Source organism: Desulfobulbus alkaliphilus, assembly GCF_016918545.1.
Classification (GTDB): Bacteria; Desulfobacterota; Desulfobulbia; order Desulfobulbales; family Desulfobulbaceae; genus Desulfobulbus; species Desulfobulbus alkaliphilus.
Genome location: NZ_JAFFQC010000020.1, coordinates 31,999 through 48,950 on the forward strand (window position 1 = coordinate 31,999; position 16,952 = coordinate 48,950).

At 56.0% G+C, this 16,952-nt stretch carries 17 protein-coding genes; 8 read left to right on the forward strand and 9 right to left on the reverse strand.

All coding sequences use genetic code 11. From position 1 onward, the window contains the following. Positions 1-18 precede the first annotated feature (18 nt). A complete protein-coding gene (rpoN, locus tag JWG43_RS11545; RefSeq protein ID WP_205243085.1) occupies positions 19-1,479 on the forward strand; it encodes an RNA polymerase factor sigma-54 in 1,461 nt (486 codons plus the stop codon). Between the two features lie 9 nt (positions 1,480-1,488). Next, positions 1,489-1,944, forward strand: a complete 456-nt coding sequence (locus JWG43_RS11550; RefSeq protein WP_205243086.1) for a PTS sugar transporter subunit IIA — start codon at positions 1,489-1,491, stop codon at positions 1,942-1,944. 282 nt (positions 1,945-2,226) lie between these two features. On the opposite strand, the gene JWG43_RS11555 is transcribed toward JWG43_RS11550, so the two are convergent. Further along, positions 2,227-3,651 (reverse strand): class II 3-deoxy-7-phosphoheptulonate synthase, encoded by a 1,425-nt coding sequence (locus JWG43_RS11555; protein WP_205243087.1) that lies wholly within the window; start codon positions 3,649-3,651, stop codon positions 2,227-2,229. Further along, a complete protein-coding gene (locus tag JWG43_RS11560) occupies positions 3,648-4,220 on the reverse strand; it encodes a type I restriction enzyme HsdR N-terminal domain-containing protein (protein WP_205243088.1) in 573 nt (190 codons plus the stop codon). Before JWG43_RS11560 ends, JWG43_RS11555 begins: the two co-directional genes overlap by 4 nt. 586 nt (positions 4,221-4,806) lie before the next feature. On the opposite strand from JWG43_RS11560, the gene JWG43_RS11565 reads away from it, so the two are divergent. Then, positions 4,807-5,739 (forward strand): 50S ribosomal protein L11 methyltransferase, encoded by a 933-nt coding sequence (locus tag JWG43_RS11565; protein ID WP_205243089.1) that lies wholly within the window; start codon positions 4,807-4,809, stop codon positions 5,737-5,739. Between the two features lie 44 nt (positions 5,740-5,783). Here JWG43_RS11565 and JWG43_RS11570 read toward each other — a convergent pair whose 3' ends face one another. Continuing rightward, positions 5,784-6,404 carry a hypothetical protein gene (locus tag JWG43_RS11570; protein ID WP_205243090.1) on the reverse strand — a complete coding sequence of 207 codons (621 nt, stop codon included), beginning with the start codon at positions 6,402-6,404 and terminating at the stop codon, positions 5,784-5,786. 320 nt (positions 6,405-6,724) lie between these two features. On the opposite strand from JWG43_RS11570, the gene JWG43_RS11575 reads away from it, so the two are divergent. The 4 genes from JWG43_RS11575 (at position 6,725) to cbiB (ending at position 11,082) form a co-directional block, all read left to right on the forward strand. Beyond that, the gene (locus tag JWG43_RS11575; RefSeq protein WP_205243091.1) at positions 6,725-7,240 is read left to right on the forward strand and encodes a cob(I)yrinic acid a,c-diamide adenosyltransferase; all 516 of its coding nucleotides are present in this window, start codon (positions 6,725-6,727) and stop codon (positions 7,238-7,240) included. Positions 7,241-7,511: 271 nt separating this feature from the next. Next, the gene (locus JWG43_RS11580) at positions 7,512-9,023 is read left to right on the forward strand and encodes a cobyric acid synthase (protein ID WP_205243092.1); all 1,512 of its coding nucleotides are present in this window, start codon (positions 7,512-7,514) and stop codon (positions 9,021-9,023) included. Continuing rightward, complete coding sequence (locus JWG43_RS11585) at positions 9,020-10,111, forward strand: aminotransferase class I/II-fold pyridoxal phosphate-dependent enzyme (protein WP_205243093.1); 1,092 nt, start codon at positions 9,020-9,022, stop codon at positions 10,109-10,111. The genes JWG43_RS11580 and JWG43_RS11585 overlap by 4 nt, the downstream gene beginning before the upstream one ends. Before the next feature lie 8 nt (positions 10,112-10,119). Next, a complete protein-coding gene (gene cbiB / locus JWG43_RS11590; RefSeq protein ID WP_205243094.1) occupies positions 10,120-11,082 on the forward strand; it encodes an adenosylcobinamide-phosphate synthase CbiB in 963 nt (320 codons plus the stop codon). Positions 11,083-11,119: 37 nt separating this feature from the next. Here cbiB and JWG43_RS11595 read toward each other — a convergent pair whose 3' ends face one another. From JWG43_RS11595 to JWG43_RS11615, 5 genes are all read right to left on the reverse strand, one after another. Further along, positions 11,120-11,311, reverse strand: coding sequence for a heavy-metal-associated domain-containing protein (locus JWG43_RS11595; RefSeq protein ID WP_205243095.1), 192 nt, complete (start codon positions 11,309-11,311; stop codon positions 11,120-11,122). 39 nt (positions 11,312-11,350) lie between these two features. Further along, positions 11,351-12,625: a D-glycero-beta-D-manno-heptose 1-phosphate adenylyltransferase gene (gene rfaE2 / locus JWG43_RS19670; protein WP_240193542.1), complete on the reverse strand. Its 1,275-nt coding sequence runs from the start codon at positions 12,623-12,625 to the stop codon at positions 11,351-11,353. Continuing rightward, positions 12,622-13,314 (reverse strand): DVU0298 family protein, encoded by a 693-nt coding sequence (locus JWG43_RS11605; RefSeq protein WP_205243096.1) that lies wholly within the window; start codon positions 13,312-13,314, stop codon positions 12,622-12,624. Before JWG43_RS11605 ends, rfaE2 begins: the two co-directional genes overlap by 4 nt. Before the next feature lie 34 nt (positions 13,315-13,348). Beyond that, positions 13,349-13,867 carry a ferritin gene (locus JWG43_RS11610; RefSeq protein ID WP_205243097.1) on the reverse strand — a complete coding sequence of 173 codons (519 nt, stop codon included), beginning with the start codon at positions 13,865-13,867 and terminating at the stop codon, positions 13,349-13,351. A gap of 436 nt (positions 13,868-14,303) precedes the next feature. Then, the gene (locus tag JWG43_RS11615) at positions 14,304-14,447 is read right to left on the reverse strand and encodes a hypothetical protein (protein WP_205243098.1); all 144 of its coding nucleotides are present in this window, start codon (positions 14,445-14,447) and stop codon (positions 14,304-14,306) included. A 162-nt stretch (positions 14,448-14,609) separates the two neighbouring features. Here JWG43_RS11615 and fabB point away from each other — a divergent pair, with 162 nt between their 5' ends. After that, the gene (gene fabB / locus JWG43_RS11620) at positions 14,610-15,818 is read left to right on the forward strand and encodes a beta-ketoacyl-ACP synthase I (protein ID WP_205243099.1); all 1,209 of its coding nucleotides are present in this window, start codon (positions 14,610-14,612) and stop codon (positions 15,816-15,818) included. Between the two features lie 2 nt (positions 15,819-15,820). On the opposite strand, the gene JWG43_RS11625 is transcribed toward fabB, so the two are convergent. Further along, the gene (locus JWG43_RS11625) at positions 15,821-16,891 is read right to left on the reverse strand and encodes a cyclic nucleotide-binding domain-containing protein (protein ID WP_205243100.1); all 1,071 of its coding nucleotides are present in this window, start codon (positions 16,889-16,891) and stop codon (positions 15,821-15,823) included. Between the last annotated feature and the right edge of the window lie 61 nt (positions 16,892-16,952).

Here is a 16,952-nt window from a genome sequence, read left to right on the forward strand (position 1 = left end):
CCGGAGCAGCGGTAGGGCATGGCACTTGAACTCAAACAGAGCCTGAAGCTCGCGCAGAAATTGGTGATGACGCCCCAGTTGCGTCAGGCTATCAAATTGCTCCAACTCGGTCGCCTGGAGCTCACCGATGCTCTCCAGGCCGAAATCGAGCAAAACCCGATGCTCGAGGAGATTCCGCTTCCTCTTGAACTCCCCGGTCACCCGGATGCTCTCTCCGCTGAAGAGGTGTCAGGCATTTCGGATGAGGCCCCGGTGACCGATCGGGTCAAAGGAGATGATCCGGCCTCTGTTGCCGAAGTCAACTGGGAAGATTACGCTAATTCTTTTGACGCTGATTTTTCCTTTGCCCATGAAACCCCGCCGGCGGACGCTCCCTCCCAGTTTGATTTTATTTCTGCAACTCCCGGACTTGCTTCGTACCTGCAATGGCAGTTGACCCACCTGGAACTGACAGAACAGGACACAGAGCTGGCGCATTTCATCATAGGGAATCTTGATGAGCACGGTTTTTTTGATGCCGACATCAGCGATGTCTGTCGGCATTGCCAGTGCACCGAAGAGGAGGCTGAAGGTGTTTTGCGTCTGGTGCAGAGTCTCGACCCACCCGGGATCGGTGCGCGTGATATTCGTGAATCCCTGCTGTTGCAGCTCGATCGTCTTGATTACTATGGCCTACTCCCGTATCTGATCGTTGATCAGTACATGTCCTTGCTTGAGGCGAGAAATTATATTCAGTTGGCCCGTGAAACCGGGGTTTCACTGAAAAAAGTGAACGAAGCCGTTGCCATTGTTCAGGAATTGACTCCGTATCCCGGCAATGAATTCAGTAATGCCCAGACCCATTATGTGGTCCCTGATGTGTATGTGTACAAAATAGACGGTGAATTTGTCATCCAACTCAATGCCGAGGGGCTGCCGCAACTGCGGCTTTCAGAAGAATATCAGCAATTGCTCAAGCAGAAGAGTGCCCTGACTTCGGAATCACGAGGATTTCTTCGTGAAAACAAGAGAAATGCCGAGTGGTTCATTAAATCCATCGAGCAGCGGCAGCGAACGATTTATAAAGTGATGGAGAGTCTGCTCAAATTTCAGCGTGATTTTTTTGAGCAGGGTCCCGGAGCGATGAAGCCGTTGATCCTTCGCGACGTTGCCGAGGATATAGGGATGCATGAATCCACCGTCAGCCGGGTTACGTCCAACAAATATGTGCATACACCCCAGGGTATCTATGAGCTGAAGTATTTTTTCAGCACAGCGGTGGCTACTGCCGATGGCGATACGGTGGCAGCAGAGGCCATTAAAACCCGGATACGGCAGCTGGTCCATAACGAGAATCCGGAGAAACCGCTCAGCGACAACAAGATATCGGAACTGCTTGCTGAGGAAAACATCAGCGTGGCCCGGAGGACGGTTGCCAAATATCGGGATCAGTTAAAAATATTGCCGGTCAAACATCGGCGTCAGGCACGGAATACCTGAGAGCGGTTCATGAATCGGCTTGATGAACAGGCAGTCATTCTCGAGATGAAGGCGGTCGGCAAGGAAAGCGCTCTGCGGGAAATGGCAGCCCTGGCAGCAAAGCAGAGTGGCCGCTTCAGCGAAGAGGTCCTGTACAATGTACTCCTGGAGCGGGAATCGGTGGGGTCGACGGGAGTCGGAAACGGGGTGGCCATACCGCACGGAAAAATCGTCGGCCTCGAGGATATCCTCCTGTGTTTTGGCCGCAGCAGGGCAGGGCTCAATTTTGATGCCGTGGACAACCGGCCTGTCCATCTCTTTGTCTTGCTGCTTTCGCCGGCGGACAAGGCTGCGGAGTACCTGCGCGCCCTGGCGTGGGTGAGCAGAATTCTCAAGAAAAATGAGAACCGGCGGCAATTGCTGAACAGCAAAAGCCGGGCGGAGGTTGCGGCTTTGTTCGCCGCTTTTGCCGAAGAAGACAAATAAAGGGACCCTTCACCAGGTCATACCTTCCTGGATCCGTAAGCGTTCGTCCAGCCGTCACGGACTCTGGACCTTCTTTCTCCTGCACCCGGTGCACCTTGTTCAAAGTTCGTTTACGGGGTACCGGAGCCCGGAGCGCAGATCATCAGCCGGGGGCCAGGCAAGCATTTGTAGCATCCGGCGAGCGATCCCGGAAAAAAGACAGAACCGGCCGGCTGGCTGTCCATCGACCTGCCCGGTCAGAAAAAACAGTGAATGCAGCTTTTTTTTCGGCTTGCCGTGGATTCAGGTTCGGATCATCTCAGCGATCTGAAAGGCCATTTCCAGTGACTGTTCCGCATTCAACCTCGGGTCGCAGGTCGTCAGGTAGCGAAGTCCGAGCTGGGCGTCGGAAAGCTCCCGGGCACCACCAATACATTCGGTGACATCGTCACCGGTCAACTCGAAGTGCACGCCGCCGGGTATCGTGCCGGCCACCCAGTTCAATTCGAAAAAACACCGCAGTTCGGAGAGAATGTTTTCAAAATCCCTGGTCTTGTGGCCGGATCCGGCACTGTAGGTGTTGGCGTGCATGGGGTCACAGGTCCACAGAACATGAAAACCGGAATTTTTTACCGCTCGTAACAGCGGCGGCAGAAGCTTGTCGATAGCTTTGGCACCGAAGCGGGTGATCAAAGTGATTCGACCGGGTTCGTTTTCCGGATTCAACCGTTCGATGATAGCCAGGATATCATCTAGCTGGTAATTTGGTCCCACTTTTATGCCCAGAGGGTTGCGCACTCCACGCAGAAACTCGATATGGGCTCCGTCCAGTTGCCTGGTCCGGTCACCAATCCACAGCATGTGCGCGGAACAATCGTACCATCCTCCGGTAATAGAATCCTCGCGGGTCAGTGCCTCCTCGTACCCAAGGAACAGCGCTTCGTGCGAGGTGAAGAACTGGGCCTCCTTCATCTGGGGAATGTCGGTGGAAATGCCAATGGTTTCCATGAATTTGAGCGCATAACTGATCTGTTTGGCCATTCGCTCGTAGGAGCGACCCATGGGTGATTGTTTGACAAATTCCTGGTTCCAGGCCTGGACCCGATGCAGGGAACTGAAACCACCGCGGGTGAAGGCGCGCAGTAGATTCATAGTCGCCGCGGACATGTGATAGCCTTTGAGCAGGCGCTCCGGATCGGGAATACGCGCTGCCAGTATCGGTTCGGCGGCGTTGGCCATATCACCGCGATAGCTGGGAATTTCAATGCCGTTGACTTTTTCGGTATCACTGGAACGAGGCTTGGCATACTGGCCGGCGATGCGCCCCACCTTGACCACCGGTTTATTACCGGCATAGGTGAGAATAACAGCCATCTGCAACAGCACTTTGAGGGTCTCACGGATATTGGGGGCTGTACAACGGGAGAACTCTTCGGAACAGTCCCCTCCCTGGAGGAGGAATGCTTCTCCTTTGACCGCTTTGGCAAGCATGGTTTTCAGATCCCTGATTTCACCGGCAAAAACCAGTGGCGGCAGCAGGGAAAGGGTGCGGATTATTTCATCATAACGCTCCTTGTCCGGCCATTTTGGCTGCTGCTTGGCCGGGTGCTGCTGCCAGCTGGATTTGCTCCAGGTAAGGCTTGGCTCCACACTTGTCTTCTGAGGTGGTGTTTCACTTTTTGCCCGCAGTTTAAGGCCACAGCCCGGGGCGGTCGTTCCATCGTTCATGTTGTTCCTTCCTGCGTACAGTCGCTGCCATGGCAGCAGACTTCCTGGTCAAAAACATTGAGAATCCGCAGAGCCTTATCACGCCGCTCCGGATCGTTATATGGTTCGAAGGCATATTCCCGGACCATTTTTTCAGCCTGCAGGCGATCCGGGATACTGGCCATGCCGAAAGCCAGCACTGTTCCTTTGTCTGTTTCAAGCAATTCCGCATCCCGGCCGTTGGTGACGATGGCCAGGGGAATACGGTAGGCAGGATCGAGGATGCGAGCCGCGGCAACCGCCGCGGTTTCTCTGGTCACCAGAGAGCCTGGTCCGTAGCGAAGAATAAACAGGCGCTGTCCATTGATTCGTGCCGTCAGCTCAATCAGAGTCCGGGTCTGGTTGTTGTTGAAGCAGGAATCAATGATCAACCGCGGTTCCAGTTCTTCTTTGCTGTATCCGAGTTGTTCCACTAAAATCCGGGCAAGGCTTTGCCTGATTCTCTCATCATCGGTATCCGGCAGGATCTCACCGGTGAGATAATCCTGAAGCTCACCGTAGACAAGGTGATGGCCGGAGGTATCGATCATGGGTCACCCTTGGGAAAGTGCAAAGAATGTCGGGGCAGGCATGAAATATGGTACCTGACCGGTGGTCATCCAGAAACGAGATATTTTTTCTGCATCGAGGCGTGCTGGCGAATGTACCCGCGAGTATATAATGAAGAGTACGAGGCGTACATTTTGCGGTACAACAAAGAGCCAGGGGAGTAGAGCTGTTTCTGGATGGGCAATAACTGGTATCAGGTCGACCTTGCCAGGCTGATTTTTTCCTCGAAGCCGGCAGATACAGAACAAAAAACAATCACTGGAAACCAGCTAATCCCATGGCGACATATTTGTCAATCTTCAAATGACGTTGGGCACTGAAACCTGTCCGGGAGCGAGCAGCTGGTGTCCATGGTATGAGAAATATAACCTGGATCCGTGAGCGTTGTCCAGCCGTCACGGATTCAGGAATAAGCTTAGCTCACCAAGCATGGCTGCGGTTTAAAGCAAGAGAAATCCTCGCCCGGGCTGTTCAATCAGAGTATGTTTATCGTCAACTGTCTCTTTTTTTGGGTGGGTAGATGAAAATATATCCGCGCCAATCCTCTTCAAACCTGTGAGAAGTGGTATGGAACCTCTGAACGATGACGATCCTGCCGGAGGCCGCTGGCTGAAGGTTACTTTTTTTTGCCCTTCACCGCTGTTGGAGCCAGCCAGTGACCTCATGGGCGTGCTCAGTGGTTCGGGGGTGGAGATAAGTCCCGAGGAGGCTGGTGGGGCTTTTCTTTCCGGTTTTTTCCGCCTGGGAGAAAGTCATGACCCTCGTGCACAACGGGACGTGGCCGAACAAACCCTTGCCGCATGTGTCGATGAGATGACCAGGCTTTTTGCCCTCTATAATTGTTCGCTTGACGAGCCGATGACCACTCTGCTGGCTGACCAGGACTGGGCTAGCAGTTGGCAGCAGTATTTTAAACCCTTTGAAATGATCCCTGGTCTGGTGATCAAGCCCTCCTGGGAGGTCTATCAGCCGGCTCCGGGGGAGCATGTGCTGGAAATGGACCCCGGCATGGCCTTTGGAACCGGACAGCATGCTTCAACCCGGATGGCTTCGGCTCTCATCCGGCAAAGTCTGCGGGAATGCGCTGTGGATCTGGTACTGGATGTCGGGACCGGCACGGCCATTTTGGCCATGACGGCGGCTCGCTTCGGGGCTGGACGCATTCTCGCCACGGACAACGATCCAGATGCGACGACAGTGGCACGGGCTAATATCCTGCGGAATGCATTGGATGATCAAATCGAAGTTGTTGACACACCGTTGGCGGCGATTGCTGGCGCATACCAGCTGGTCTGCGCCAATATTGTGCACGATGTATTGGTGGAGATGGCCCCTGAACTGACCCGGTTGACTGCTATCGGCGGTCGGCTGGTCCTGGCTGGCCTTCTTGCCGGTGACCAGGAGCAGCACGTCATCGCTGTGTATCACGCCTTGGGGTGTACGTTGGTGAATCAGCTGTACGAGGAGGAATGGGTTGCGCTTCTGTTGGCAAAAGCCTGAATCCGTGAGCGTTCGTTCACGGATCCGGGGATACAATAACGTGATTATTTATTTGTTATGATTTCGTTTATATAAGTGGTCGTGTCCGGGCTGAACGAGCCCAGGGTTTTGACGCCGAAAAAGATCTCCGGCAGGTACATGTAGCGGAGACCGACCTCAGAATAGGGAAACATGAGTTTGCCGACCACAAACAGATCGTGGGTAAAGCTGTATCCGGCTCCCAGGGCTCCCTGGACATCGTTGGTTCCATAGAAGCCAAGGAGTTCGACTGTTCCGTTCCAGTTGTTGAAGATTTCGAAAAACAGGTTGGCCTCCAGGCCGATAACCCTGTTACCTTCATCTTTCTTTACGGTCTCCCGGGTAACGACCTGCCGGGTGAGACGACCGTCAGTTTCGGGTTGGTTGTCAATAAAGCGATTGATAATGATCGTGTCGTCATCAATATCCGCATATTGCCCGGTCAGGCCGAGCCGGATGCCGGATTGATTAAAGGCGACACCGGAACCGGAGATGCTGAACGGGACCTGCAACACGGCCCCGACCCTGAACTCGTTACCAGCAGCGACCGGTCGCACTGCAAGAAGACAGAAAAGGACGGCAAGGGCACCGAGGGCACCAAGGTGATATGGTGCGGACAGGGAGTGCGACCTCTTGGTTGTTTTCATGATGTTCCTCCATGCAAAAAAAGTATGATTTGACTGAATAGCTAAACTTTTTTTTGTTTTTTTTCAATGTTATATTGGCAGATTGCCAAGTCGGAAGCTCGATGATCATCGATTTGTCAGCCAATCCCGGTTGAAGGATTTTCCTCGGTGAGGTTCAATAGATCAATCTGCTGCTTTTCTCCCTCGGGTTCTGAGAACGAAAAGCTGTTGACTGTTCTCCGTTGATTCTCTAATACTCTTCTGCATTACCCTGCACCCTTGCTATCAGGTGCCAGCCCCGTGATCGGCTGCGATACGGGTATTTTTCGGAGGGTCTGCTTATGCGCGGTTTGGTGCAGGTATATACCGGTGACGGCAAAGGAAAAACCACAGCAGCTTTGGGATTGGCCATACGTGCTGCCGGTGCGGGTCTCCGGGTTTATCTCGGCCAGTTCATCAAGAATGCCGAGTACAGTGAACTTAAGATTCTCCAGCGCCTTGCCGATGTCATCACTGTCGAACAGTTTGGCCGGGGGTGTTTCCTGCTGGTTGAACCGGGCCAGGAGGATGTAGATGCTGCCAGGCAGGGCTTGACAGCGGTCGAGCAGGCTCTGGTCGGCGGGCGATATGATGTGGTGATTGCCGATGAGATCAATGTGGCGGTGGCACTCAAGCTGCTCGGCGAAGGTGACCTGCTTGCTCTCATCGCCCGGAAGCCTTCGGAGGTGGAACTGGTCTTTACCGGCAGGGGAGCGCCGCCATCGGTGCTGGAGCGTGCTGACCTGGTGACCGAGATGCGGGCAGTCAAACACTATTATGACCGAGGCATCAGTGCCCGTAAAGGCATCGAGGGGTAATCCTGAATCCGTGACGGCTGGACGCTTGTTTTCGATATATCTTACTGTGATCATATTATAATTGCGGCACAATCCTTAAAGAGAACCTTCACCAGCCGCCCGTCCGCACGGATCCAGGGTCATGACTCCCGGGCGGCGCTCTTCCCCCTGGCCATCGAGTTGGCAAGGGATATATGAGCTGGTCAATCAGCCGGGGAGGGCAACCCGAGAGTGCTGGCTAAGGTATACCAACGAGAAGTGGACGAAGAGCAACCTTTGGGCGGAGGGAAAAATGGCAGAAAAGGCAGCATGTCTGGCCGTGTTGGGGACTGGATCGGATGTGGGAAAAAGTATTGTCACCACGGCCCTGTGCCGGATTTTTGCCAACCAGGGTATCCGGGTAGCACCCTTCAAAGCTCAGAATATGTCCAATAATTCCGGTGTCACCGCCGAAGGGCTGGAGATGGGTCGGGCGCAGATCGTGCAGGCAGAGGCGGCCCGCATCGCCCCGCACACCGACATGAATCCGGTCCTGCTCAAGCCGGTCAGCGATGTGGGATCGCAGGTGGTGCTCAACGGCCGCGCCTGGATGGAGGCCTCCTCACAGTCCTATTACACCCAGAAAGAATATCTGTTCAGCGAAAGTTGCGCCGCCCTGGAGCGTCTCCGCCGCGGTTGTGACCTGGTCATCATGGAAGGGGCCGGCTCCTGTGCCGAGGTCAATCTGATGGAGCATGATATTGTCAATCTGCGCGCCGCCGCTGCTGCCGATGCTCCGGTTATCCTGGTGGCCGACATCGATCGCGGTGGGGTTTTTGCGCAGATCATCGGCACCCTGGCCTGTCTTTCTCTTGAGCAGCAGGATCGGGTGCGGGGCTTTATTATCAATCGTTTCCGGGGTGATATCGCCCTGTTCCACAAAGGGATCAGCTGGATCGAACAGCGGACCGGCAAGCCGGTTTTCGGAGTCCTTCCCTGGTACCGGCATTTCCACATTGAGGCCGAGGATGCAGTGGTGATCGAAAATACCCGGCCTTTTGATCCGTCCACTTCATCCGAACCAGCCATTGCCGTTATCCGCCTGCCTCATATTTCCAATTTCACCGATTTCGATCCCCTGGCCAAGCTGGAGGGCTGCCGATTGGTCTATCTGCAGTCACCGCAAGACCTTGATCGATTTCGAGCTGTGATCCTGCCAGGATCAAAAAGTACCAGCAGCGATCTGCAATGGCTTGAGACGAGCGGCTGGCGGAAAAAAATTCTCGACTACAGCGGGGGCGGAGGACATCTGCTGGGCATCTGCGGTGGCTACCAGATGCTGGGTACCTGGGTCCACGATCCAGACGGCATTGAGGGGGAACCGTGTTCCATCGCCGGCCTGGGCCTGCTGCCGGTGGAGACCGTGCTCAAGGCGCCCAAAACCACCACGCTCACCGATTTCACCTGGGATGCCATCGCCGGTACAGGGTACGAAATCCATATGGGACAGACAAGGTTGTCCGCCGGCCGGGTTCTGATGGAGGTCCAGCGTCGGAATGCAGAGGCCTGCGAGGATGTCGATGGCTGCCGCAGTGAGGATGGCCGGGTCATCGGCACCTACATGCACGGGCTGTTCGATACCCCGGCCATTACCAGTCATTGGTTGGCTGGTCTCGGGCTTGGGGATGTGGTCGTTGATGAACTCCATGGACCAGCGGCCCGGGATCAAGCCTACGAACTGCTGGCTGAACATGCGGCCCGCCACCTTGATATCAGGGCGATCGCGGCGCTGTTGCCGTCCAGTCTGCAGAGGATGGAGCGATGATCCAGGGGCATGGCGGCAACATCTTTGCCGTGGCCGAGCAACTGGGCTGCAGGCCGGAAGAGATTGTTGATCTGAGCAGCAATATCAACCCATTGGGAACCTTGCCCGGGTTGCTCGAGCATCTGCGTGAACACCTGGATCGCATCCGGGTTCTGCCCGAGGCAGACGGTCGTTCGGCAATACGGGGCGTTGCCGCCCTCCTGGGGATCGCGGAGGAGCGTATTCTGGCCGGTGGCGGCACCACCCAGTTCATCTATGCAGCCTGTGCCGCGCTCAACTGCCGGAAGGTCCTGATTGTCGGCCCCACCTATGCTGATTACGCCGATGGCTGCAGAATGCATGGTCTCGAACCCGACTTCTTCCTGGCGACTGCAGCCACCGGGTTTGTCCTTGATCCGGAGCGGCTGGAGGCGACCCTTGGGGGCTATGATACGGTCTTTCTCTGCAACCCCAACAATCCCACCGGTCAGTTGATCCCGCACAACGCTCTGCTCTCCTTGTGCCGCCGGTTTCCAGCGGTGCGCTTCATCATTGACGAATCCTATCTGCCCTTTGTCGCCTCGGAGGAGGGCAAGGGGATGGGGCATTGCGGGCTCGACAATGTTCTGGTCCTCTGGTCGGTGTCGAAAATTTTCGGCATGCCCGGGTTGCGGGCCGGGTTTCTGATTGCCAATCCAGTGCTTCTCGAGGGGTTTCGCCGCTACATGCAACCCTGGTCCGTCAACAGCCTGGCCCAGGAGGCAGTCCGTTTTCTCGGAGCCAATGTTGATGAGGCGACGGCCTTTATTGCCCGCACCCACGGCTACCTGGCCGGGGAGGGTCGCCTGTTGAGGGATCGGATGCGGTTGGCCAGGCTCACTCTGTATCCGAGCGAGACCTCCTATTTTCTCATGGCCCTCCCCAAGCCGCTTGAGGCTGAGGTTGTCTGCCAGGCTCTGGCCAGGCAACGCTACCTTATCCGCAACTGCAGCAATTTTCATGGCCTCGATACAGGCTATATCCGCATTGCCCTCAAGGATCCATCCACCAATGAAATCGTTGCCGGGTATCTTCTTGACCTGGTCGGCTCCGGCTCTGACCGGGCCTGAGGTCGGCCATGACCTTGCTCGATCTGCTGCCCTGGCTGGCTCTGCCGACAGCATTTTTTCTTGATGCCTGCTTTGGCGACCCACGGCGCCTTCCCCATCCTGTTCGCTGGATGGGCCGGGCCATCGAGATTGCCGAGCCATTTTTTCGTCGTCTTTTGGCCCGTGAGTTCCTTGCCGGTCTTGTCTTCGCCGCTGTGCTCATCCTCGGATGCTGGGGACTTGCCGCCGGTACGGTTTTCATGTCCTATCGGATCCATGGTGCCCTGGGCTTTGCGGTCGAGACGGTACTCCTCTTTTATTGTTTTTCGGCTCGTTCCCTTGCTCAGGCAGGCCTGGAGATCCATGCCCTGCTGGTCAACGGAAAAGTTGATCAGGCCCGCGCCAAGGTCGCGATGATTGTCGGCCGGGATGTGGAGCAGTACCAGGCCGATGATATTGGCAGGGCCACGGTGGAAACCGTGGCTGAAAACGCAGTGGACGGTGTTCTCGCCCCGCTCTTTTTTGCTGTCATCGGTGGCGCACCCCTGGCCATGGCCTACAAGATGGTCAATACCCTGGATTCGATGGTGGGGTACAAGAATCCCCGCTACCTGTTTTTTGGCAGAGCCGCGGCCAGAATCGATGATGCCGCCAATTTCCTGCCCGCCCGGCTGGCTGTGCCGCTCATCGCTTTGGCCGCCTGGCTGATCGGCGCCGCAGGTCGATCCGCTCTGGTCACCGCCTGGCATGAAGGCCGGCGGCATGCCAGCCCCAATGCCGGTTATCCGGAAGCGGCTTTTGCCGGAGCACTGGGGGTGCGATTGAATGGCCCCAATACCTATGGTGGGGTGCTGGTGGAGAAACCGTATATCGGGGTGGGCTTGGCAGCGGTGCGGACATGCCATATCCGCCAGGCCTGTCGACTGATGTTTGCAACCTCTGTGCTGGGTTGTGCGGTCGGCTGGTTGATGTCCCTGGCTGTTTTTTTATAGCTGTTCAGGGCTACCGAGGTAGGATGCCAGTGCCCGGTTAAGCAAGCACTTCGTACCCTTGCGCCGCCATCGCCCGCCGCAAGGCCTCCTGGTCCACCTTGCCCTCGAAGCGGGCTTCGCCCCGGGCTACATCAACCTGCACCATGGTGGCGCCCAACTCTTGTACAACTTTTTGCACCGCCGCAGCACAATGCTGGCAGCTCATGCCTTGAATTTTCACGGTTGTCATCAGTGGTTCTCCTTGGTGGGAACATGTTGTTGAGAATTTTTAATCGGGAACTGCTGTTCTGATTCTGTCGATAAGGGTAGTGGTCGAGCACTGGTGGGTAAAGGGTATGCGCAGCAGTCGCCCCCCCTGTGCCTTGACTTCAGCGGCGCCGACGATCTGCTTTTCTGCCCAGTCGGCACCCTTGACCAGTACATCGGGCATGATGGCGGTGATCAGGTGAAGGGGCGTTTCTTCGGTAAAGAGCACCACATAATCGACACAGCCCAGTGCCGCCAGCACCCGGGCCCGGTCTTCTTCACCGTTGATCGGCCGATCAGCCCCTTTGAGAGCCCGGACCGAAATGTCGGTATTGACCCCCACCACCAGGCAGTCGGCGCTGCGACGGGCTTCTTCAAGGTAGCTGACGTGACCGGGGTGGAGAATATCAAAACAGCCATTGGTAAAGGCGATGCGACTCCCGTCCCTTCGGATCAGGGTTAGTTCGGCAAGCAGCTCGTCCAGGGTTTTGATCTTTTCGCTGTCAGCGCTCAACCAGGCCCGCCGGCCGGCGGGATAAAACCTGCTGCGCTGTCCATCCACCTGGGCTGTGTCCAAGGGGCAGGCAATAACCGTTGCGGTGGTCCCGGCGGCACGCAGGACCGTGCCGTCCGGGCCAATAATCATGGAGTGACCGGCCAGTTCCATCGAGCCGGTCCGGCCACATCCGTTGGCGGCCACAACATAGCTCTGGTTTTCAATGGCACGGGCCCGCAGCAGGGTTTGCCAGTGGTCGAGCCGCACCAGGGGCCATTGGGCGGATACCGCCACAATACGGCAACCGGCAAAGACCTGCCGGCGTGCCAGTTCCGGGAAACGAAGCTCGTAGCAGATCAGCGCCCCCAAGGGGCCTTGAGGGGTCTGCAGCAGCGGTGCAGTCTGTCCACCCTGATAGTGTTGGTCCTCATGCCAGAGGGCAAAGAGGTGCTGCTTGGCGACTCGGCCGACCACTCCTTCGGGACCGACCAGGTAGAGCATGTTGAACGGCAGGGCTTCATTGCCCGGCAGCTCGGTCAGGGTTCCGGCCAGATAGATCTGATGCCGTGCTGCCATCCGCTCCATGGAGGAGACGATTTCCGGGGTCCGGGCACCCAGCTCGGCGGTGTGGGCATAGTCAAAACCAGTTGTCCACATCTCCGGCAGCAGCAGCAGGGTGTCCGGCGCTGGCCGGCAGCTGTTGATCAGGTGCTCGACCTGTTCGATATTTTTATCAATATCGCCGAAAGCAACGTTGAACTGCACACAGGCCGCGGCGGGGAAAAGGGAGGGAATGCTCATTGGTTCAGAGTATCAAGTGCGGCCTTGGCCATGGCACCGACTGATGTCTTGACAAAGTCGGTGCCCAGGTACAGGGTCAACGGGGAGGGATCGGAGCTCAGCTGGTGCAGGACAGGCCGTGTTGTTTCCAGGCGAAGCTCGCCGGCAGCCAGAGCGGCCAGGGCTCTGGTTTCCGGATCCGGCGCCGTGAGATAGGGAGGAATGTCCCGGGCAGCACCTTTTGCCACCAGCAGCTCCGGACGGGCACGGCTCAGGCCGGCGATACCCCACAAAAGTCCACGCTGCAGAATCGGGTGTTCAAGAAAATTGCCGTCCTGCAGGGGTTCATCACCATCCTGCCGCATATAGGAGATAAGCATGTGGATGTATTCTTCAGCCAGCCCGGCATGGCGACACATGATCTCGGCCATGCATTCGGGCGCCCCCCAGCCGATCCCTCCCGACTCATCGTTCAGGCTCCAGAGAAAACGACGCATGACAACCCGCGCCTCTTCCATGTCTGTCGCGGCCAGGCGTATGACCGCGTCCCCCATACTGATCACCGCCGGCCAACGTATCAGCGGATCCTCGCGACAGATGGGCGAAAACAGGGCATTGACTACATCCTTGGCCGGATACTGCTCCAGTATTGGCCTGATGGCGGCCAGATCGTGGCTCTGGAGCAGTTCCATGACCTTGGTTTTGATCATCCTCAGGCTCAAGCCTCTACTCCCCCGTTGGATTTTACTCGCCGGGGGTTCCTGGAGTGACGGAGAAGGTCCTTTTGCCCATTTCGGCATCCAACATAAACAAGCCGGAGGGATTGTCCTGAATCAGGCGCAGTTTCTCGACTACCTCACCGACACTGGCCTCTTCTTCGACCTGCTCGGTGACGAACCATTGGAGAAAAATGTTGGAAGCGTGGTCTTTTTCACTGATAGCCAGGTCCACCAGGTCATTAATCAGGCTGGTGACGTGCTGCTCGTGCTTGAGAACGGCCTCAAAAGCGTTCAAAGGGGAGGACCAGGTGGTATCGGGTTTGGCGATGGATTCCAGGGTAACCTGGCCGCCACGCTCATGGACGAAATCGTAGAATTTCATCGCATGCATCAACTCCTCCTGAACCTGGGCGCGCATCCAGGCCGCAAATCCATTCAAGCTGATCGACTGAAAATAGGCTTCCATGGACAGGTACAGATAAGAAGAATACATTTCCGCATTGATCTGATCATTCATCGCTTGCTGCATCGTTTTCTTCAACATGGCGCTCTCCTCTGGTTGACGCGTTCACGGTGACAACCGGTTGTGTCCTCAATATTTGGACGTTCAGGGGTCGGGTGAAGGGGGATAAGGGCTCCATGGCAACCAAGTACGGGGTGCACCTGTGCGGTAGGCAGGGTTTCCTCACACCTGAATCCGTGAGCGGGTACCTCGAAGGGCGGCTGGTGAAATTCAGTACCAAGGATTCCGCTCCAATTAAAACATTATTACAGCAAAGTATATCTAAAACAAGAGTCCAGCCGTCACGGATTCAGGTCACATTAAAGCGGTCACACAGGTGCCTTGAATCCGTCCAGGCGTGGAAACCCACTGTTGTCCCCCCTATGCGGGCAGTCGAGATCATGCCGCCCGGGGTGGTCGCAATCGCTGACAACCCATCGGTTGCATTATAAGCATAACCGTGGGGAATTCCATATCCTCATTGAAAAATGTTGTTTTTTGAAACTAAACCTGTTTTCTTGACAGGATTTTGAAACAGAGTGCGTTGATGAGAAGTATCAACAAGGTGATGCTCCTCGCCACAGTGCAGGAAAACCGCTTGGCAGCGCTGGTTTTTTTTCATGTACCTGGATCCGTGAGCGAACGCCCCCAAGGGCGGCTGGTGAAGGTTATTGGCAAGGATTCTGCTGCAATTGTTACATGATTGCAGCAGTATATATCCGAAACAAGCGTCCAGCCGTCACGATTCAGGATTTATTGAAGGACAGGGTAAAAAACACATCTCATGCGAAGAGTGGTTATAACAGGAATGGGTATTGTCTCACCGCTTGGCGATACCGTGGAAGCGGTGCTCGCCTCCCTTCGCGAAAGCCGTTCCGGCATTCGCTACCATGAACCCTACCGGAAGATCGGGCTTCGTTCGCTGGTCGGTGGTTTTACCCGCATCAATTTGAAAGAACAGATTGAGAAAAAAAATCTCCGTTTCATGGGTCATGCGGCGGCTTATGCATCGATTGCCATGCAGCAGGCCATCGCCGATGCCGGTCTCGAGGAAGACGAGGTTTCCCATCCCCGAACGGGTCTGATCATCGGATCCGGAGGAACCTCGGCTGAAAATGTGGTGGCTACCGCGGATGTCATGCGCGCAAAAGGGCTCAAGCGCCTCAGCCCTTTCATGGTCCCTCGTACCATGAGCAGTACGGTGTCTGCCTGCCTGACCAGTGCTTTTCGCATTAAAGGGCTGTGTTATTCCATCTCCTCGGCCTGCGCCACTGGATCACATTGTATAGGTGCCGCCATGGAGCAGATCATGATGGGCCGCCAGGACCTGGTCTTTGCCGGCGGTTCGGATGAAGAACACTGGACGCAAACCGCCATGTTTGATGCCATGGGGGCTCTTTCCACCCGGTTCAACGATACCCCGAAAAAAGCATCCCGCCCGTACGACCGCAATCGGGATGGTTTTGTGGTGGCCAACGGGGCGGGCGTTGTTGTTCTCGAGGAATTGGAGCGAGCCAGGCGACGGGGTGCCAGGATGTACGGAGAAGTTGTCGGGTATGGCGCTACCGCCGATGGCTATGAGATGGTGTCTCCTTCCGGCGAAGGGGCGGTCCGCTGTATCCGTCTGGCGCTTGCCTCCACGGACGCAGACGTCGATTACATCAATGCCCACGGTACCTCCACTCCGATAGGTGATCTGGTGGAATTACGCGCCATCAAGGAGGTTTTTGGGGGCGATACACCGCCGATCAGTTCGACCAAGTCTCTGTCCGGCCATTCCCTGGGAGCGGCTGGGGTGCATGAAGCAATTTATTCTCTGCTGATGTTGCAGAATAATTTTATTGCCGGTTCGGTCAACATCGAGGATATGGACCCGGATGCGGTGGGGATGCATATTGTCACCGAAAACCGTGATGCCGACCTGGCTGTGGTGATGAGCAACAGTTATGGGTTCGGAGGGACCAACGCCTGCCTGGTGTTCCAGAAGATCTGACGCTATCCTTCCTGCTCGTCAATCCGCCGCATTCCTTCCATGATCAGCCCCATGAAACCGCCGATCACCGGTAGTTCCATGTCTTCAGGGCTCAGTCCGGATGTGTAGGTGAAGTTTCCTTCCCCCTTGGCCAGAAGAGTGAAAAAGGCCTCCTTGCCCGTGATTTCTCTGTATTGCACCTTGACCAGCTCGCCTTCGTTGAAGGTGACCACCGCGTTGCCGTCATCAAGAGTCAGCAGGACTTTACCGGTTTTCTGGCTGGAGTTGATTAACTGGAACAGTTCAACCGCATTGATTTCCGAGAGTCGACCGGTCATGCCCGAGCTGATGGTTCCTGACCGCATGGTGTTAGCCTGAGCGCGTTCCACCAGCATGCGGTAGAAGAAAACCTGCAGCACGGGGTATCTGTTGAGGACATGCTTGAAGTCCTTGCTGGAGAGGGTGGCAAGGCGTGTTCGATCGCGGGAGTGAATGGAGGTGGTTACCGGTTCCCCGGACAGGAGGCTCATTTCTCCGAAAATATCGCCGACGCCCATCTCGGACAGGGTTTGCCCCTCATCACCGATGACCGCCACCCGACCTTCGAGCACAATGTAGAGATTGGTGCCCGGGTCTCCTTTTTTCAGAATAATTTTGTTTTCACGGTATTCCTTGAGCCGCAGCTGGGCGGAGAGATCGCGGAGGCTGTCCTCATCCAGAGGTTCGAAAATCTCCAGGCCGCGGAGGGTATCGTAAAATTTATCCAGATGACGCATCTTGGCCCGCTGCTCCGCCGCTGCCAGTAGTTTCATTTGCAACGTGGCGAATTCTTTTTCTTTCTTGAATTCGAACCGGATGATACCGGTGCAGCCGCCGCATTCAAATTTCACTTTTCTGATCCCGTAATGGGTAAAGCGTTCAAAGCTCTGTGCGGTTGAGACCGCCTTCATCAGTTCGCGTACCATCATCAGGCAGGCCGGTTTGGCCTCGGGGACGGTCAGCGCCATGTCCTCGACCTTGAATTCCTCGCCAACATTATAAATCGGACAGGAGCGTTCCTCGCTGACAATAAAAATTGCGTTACGGTACTCCATGCTACTCCAACGGGAACTGATTCATTGTGATATGCCGCCTGAATAGTCCGGCGGCGAGGTG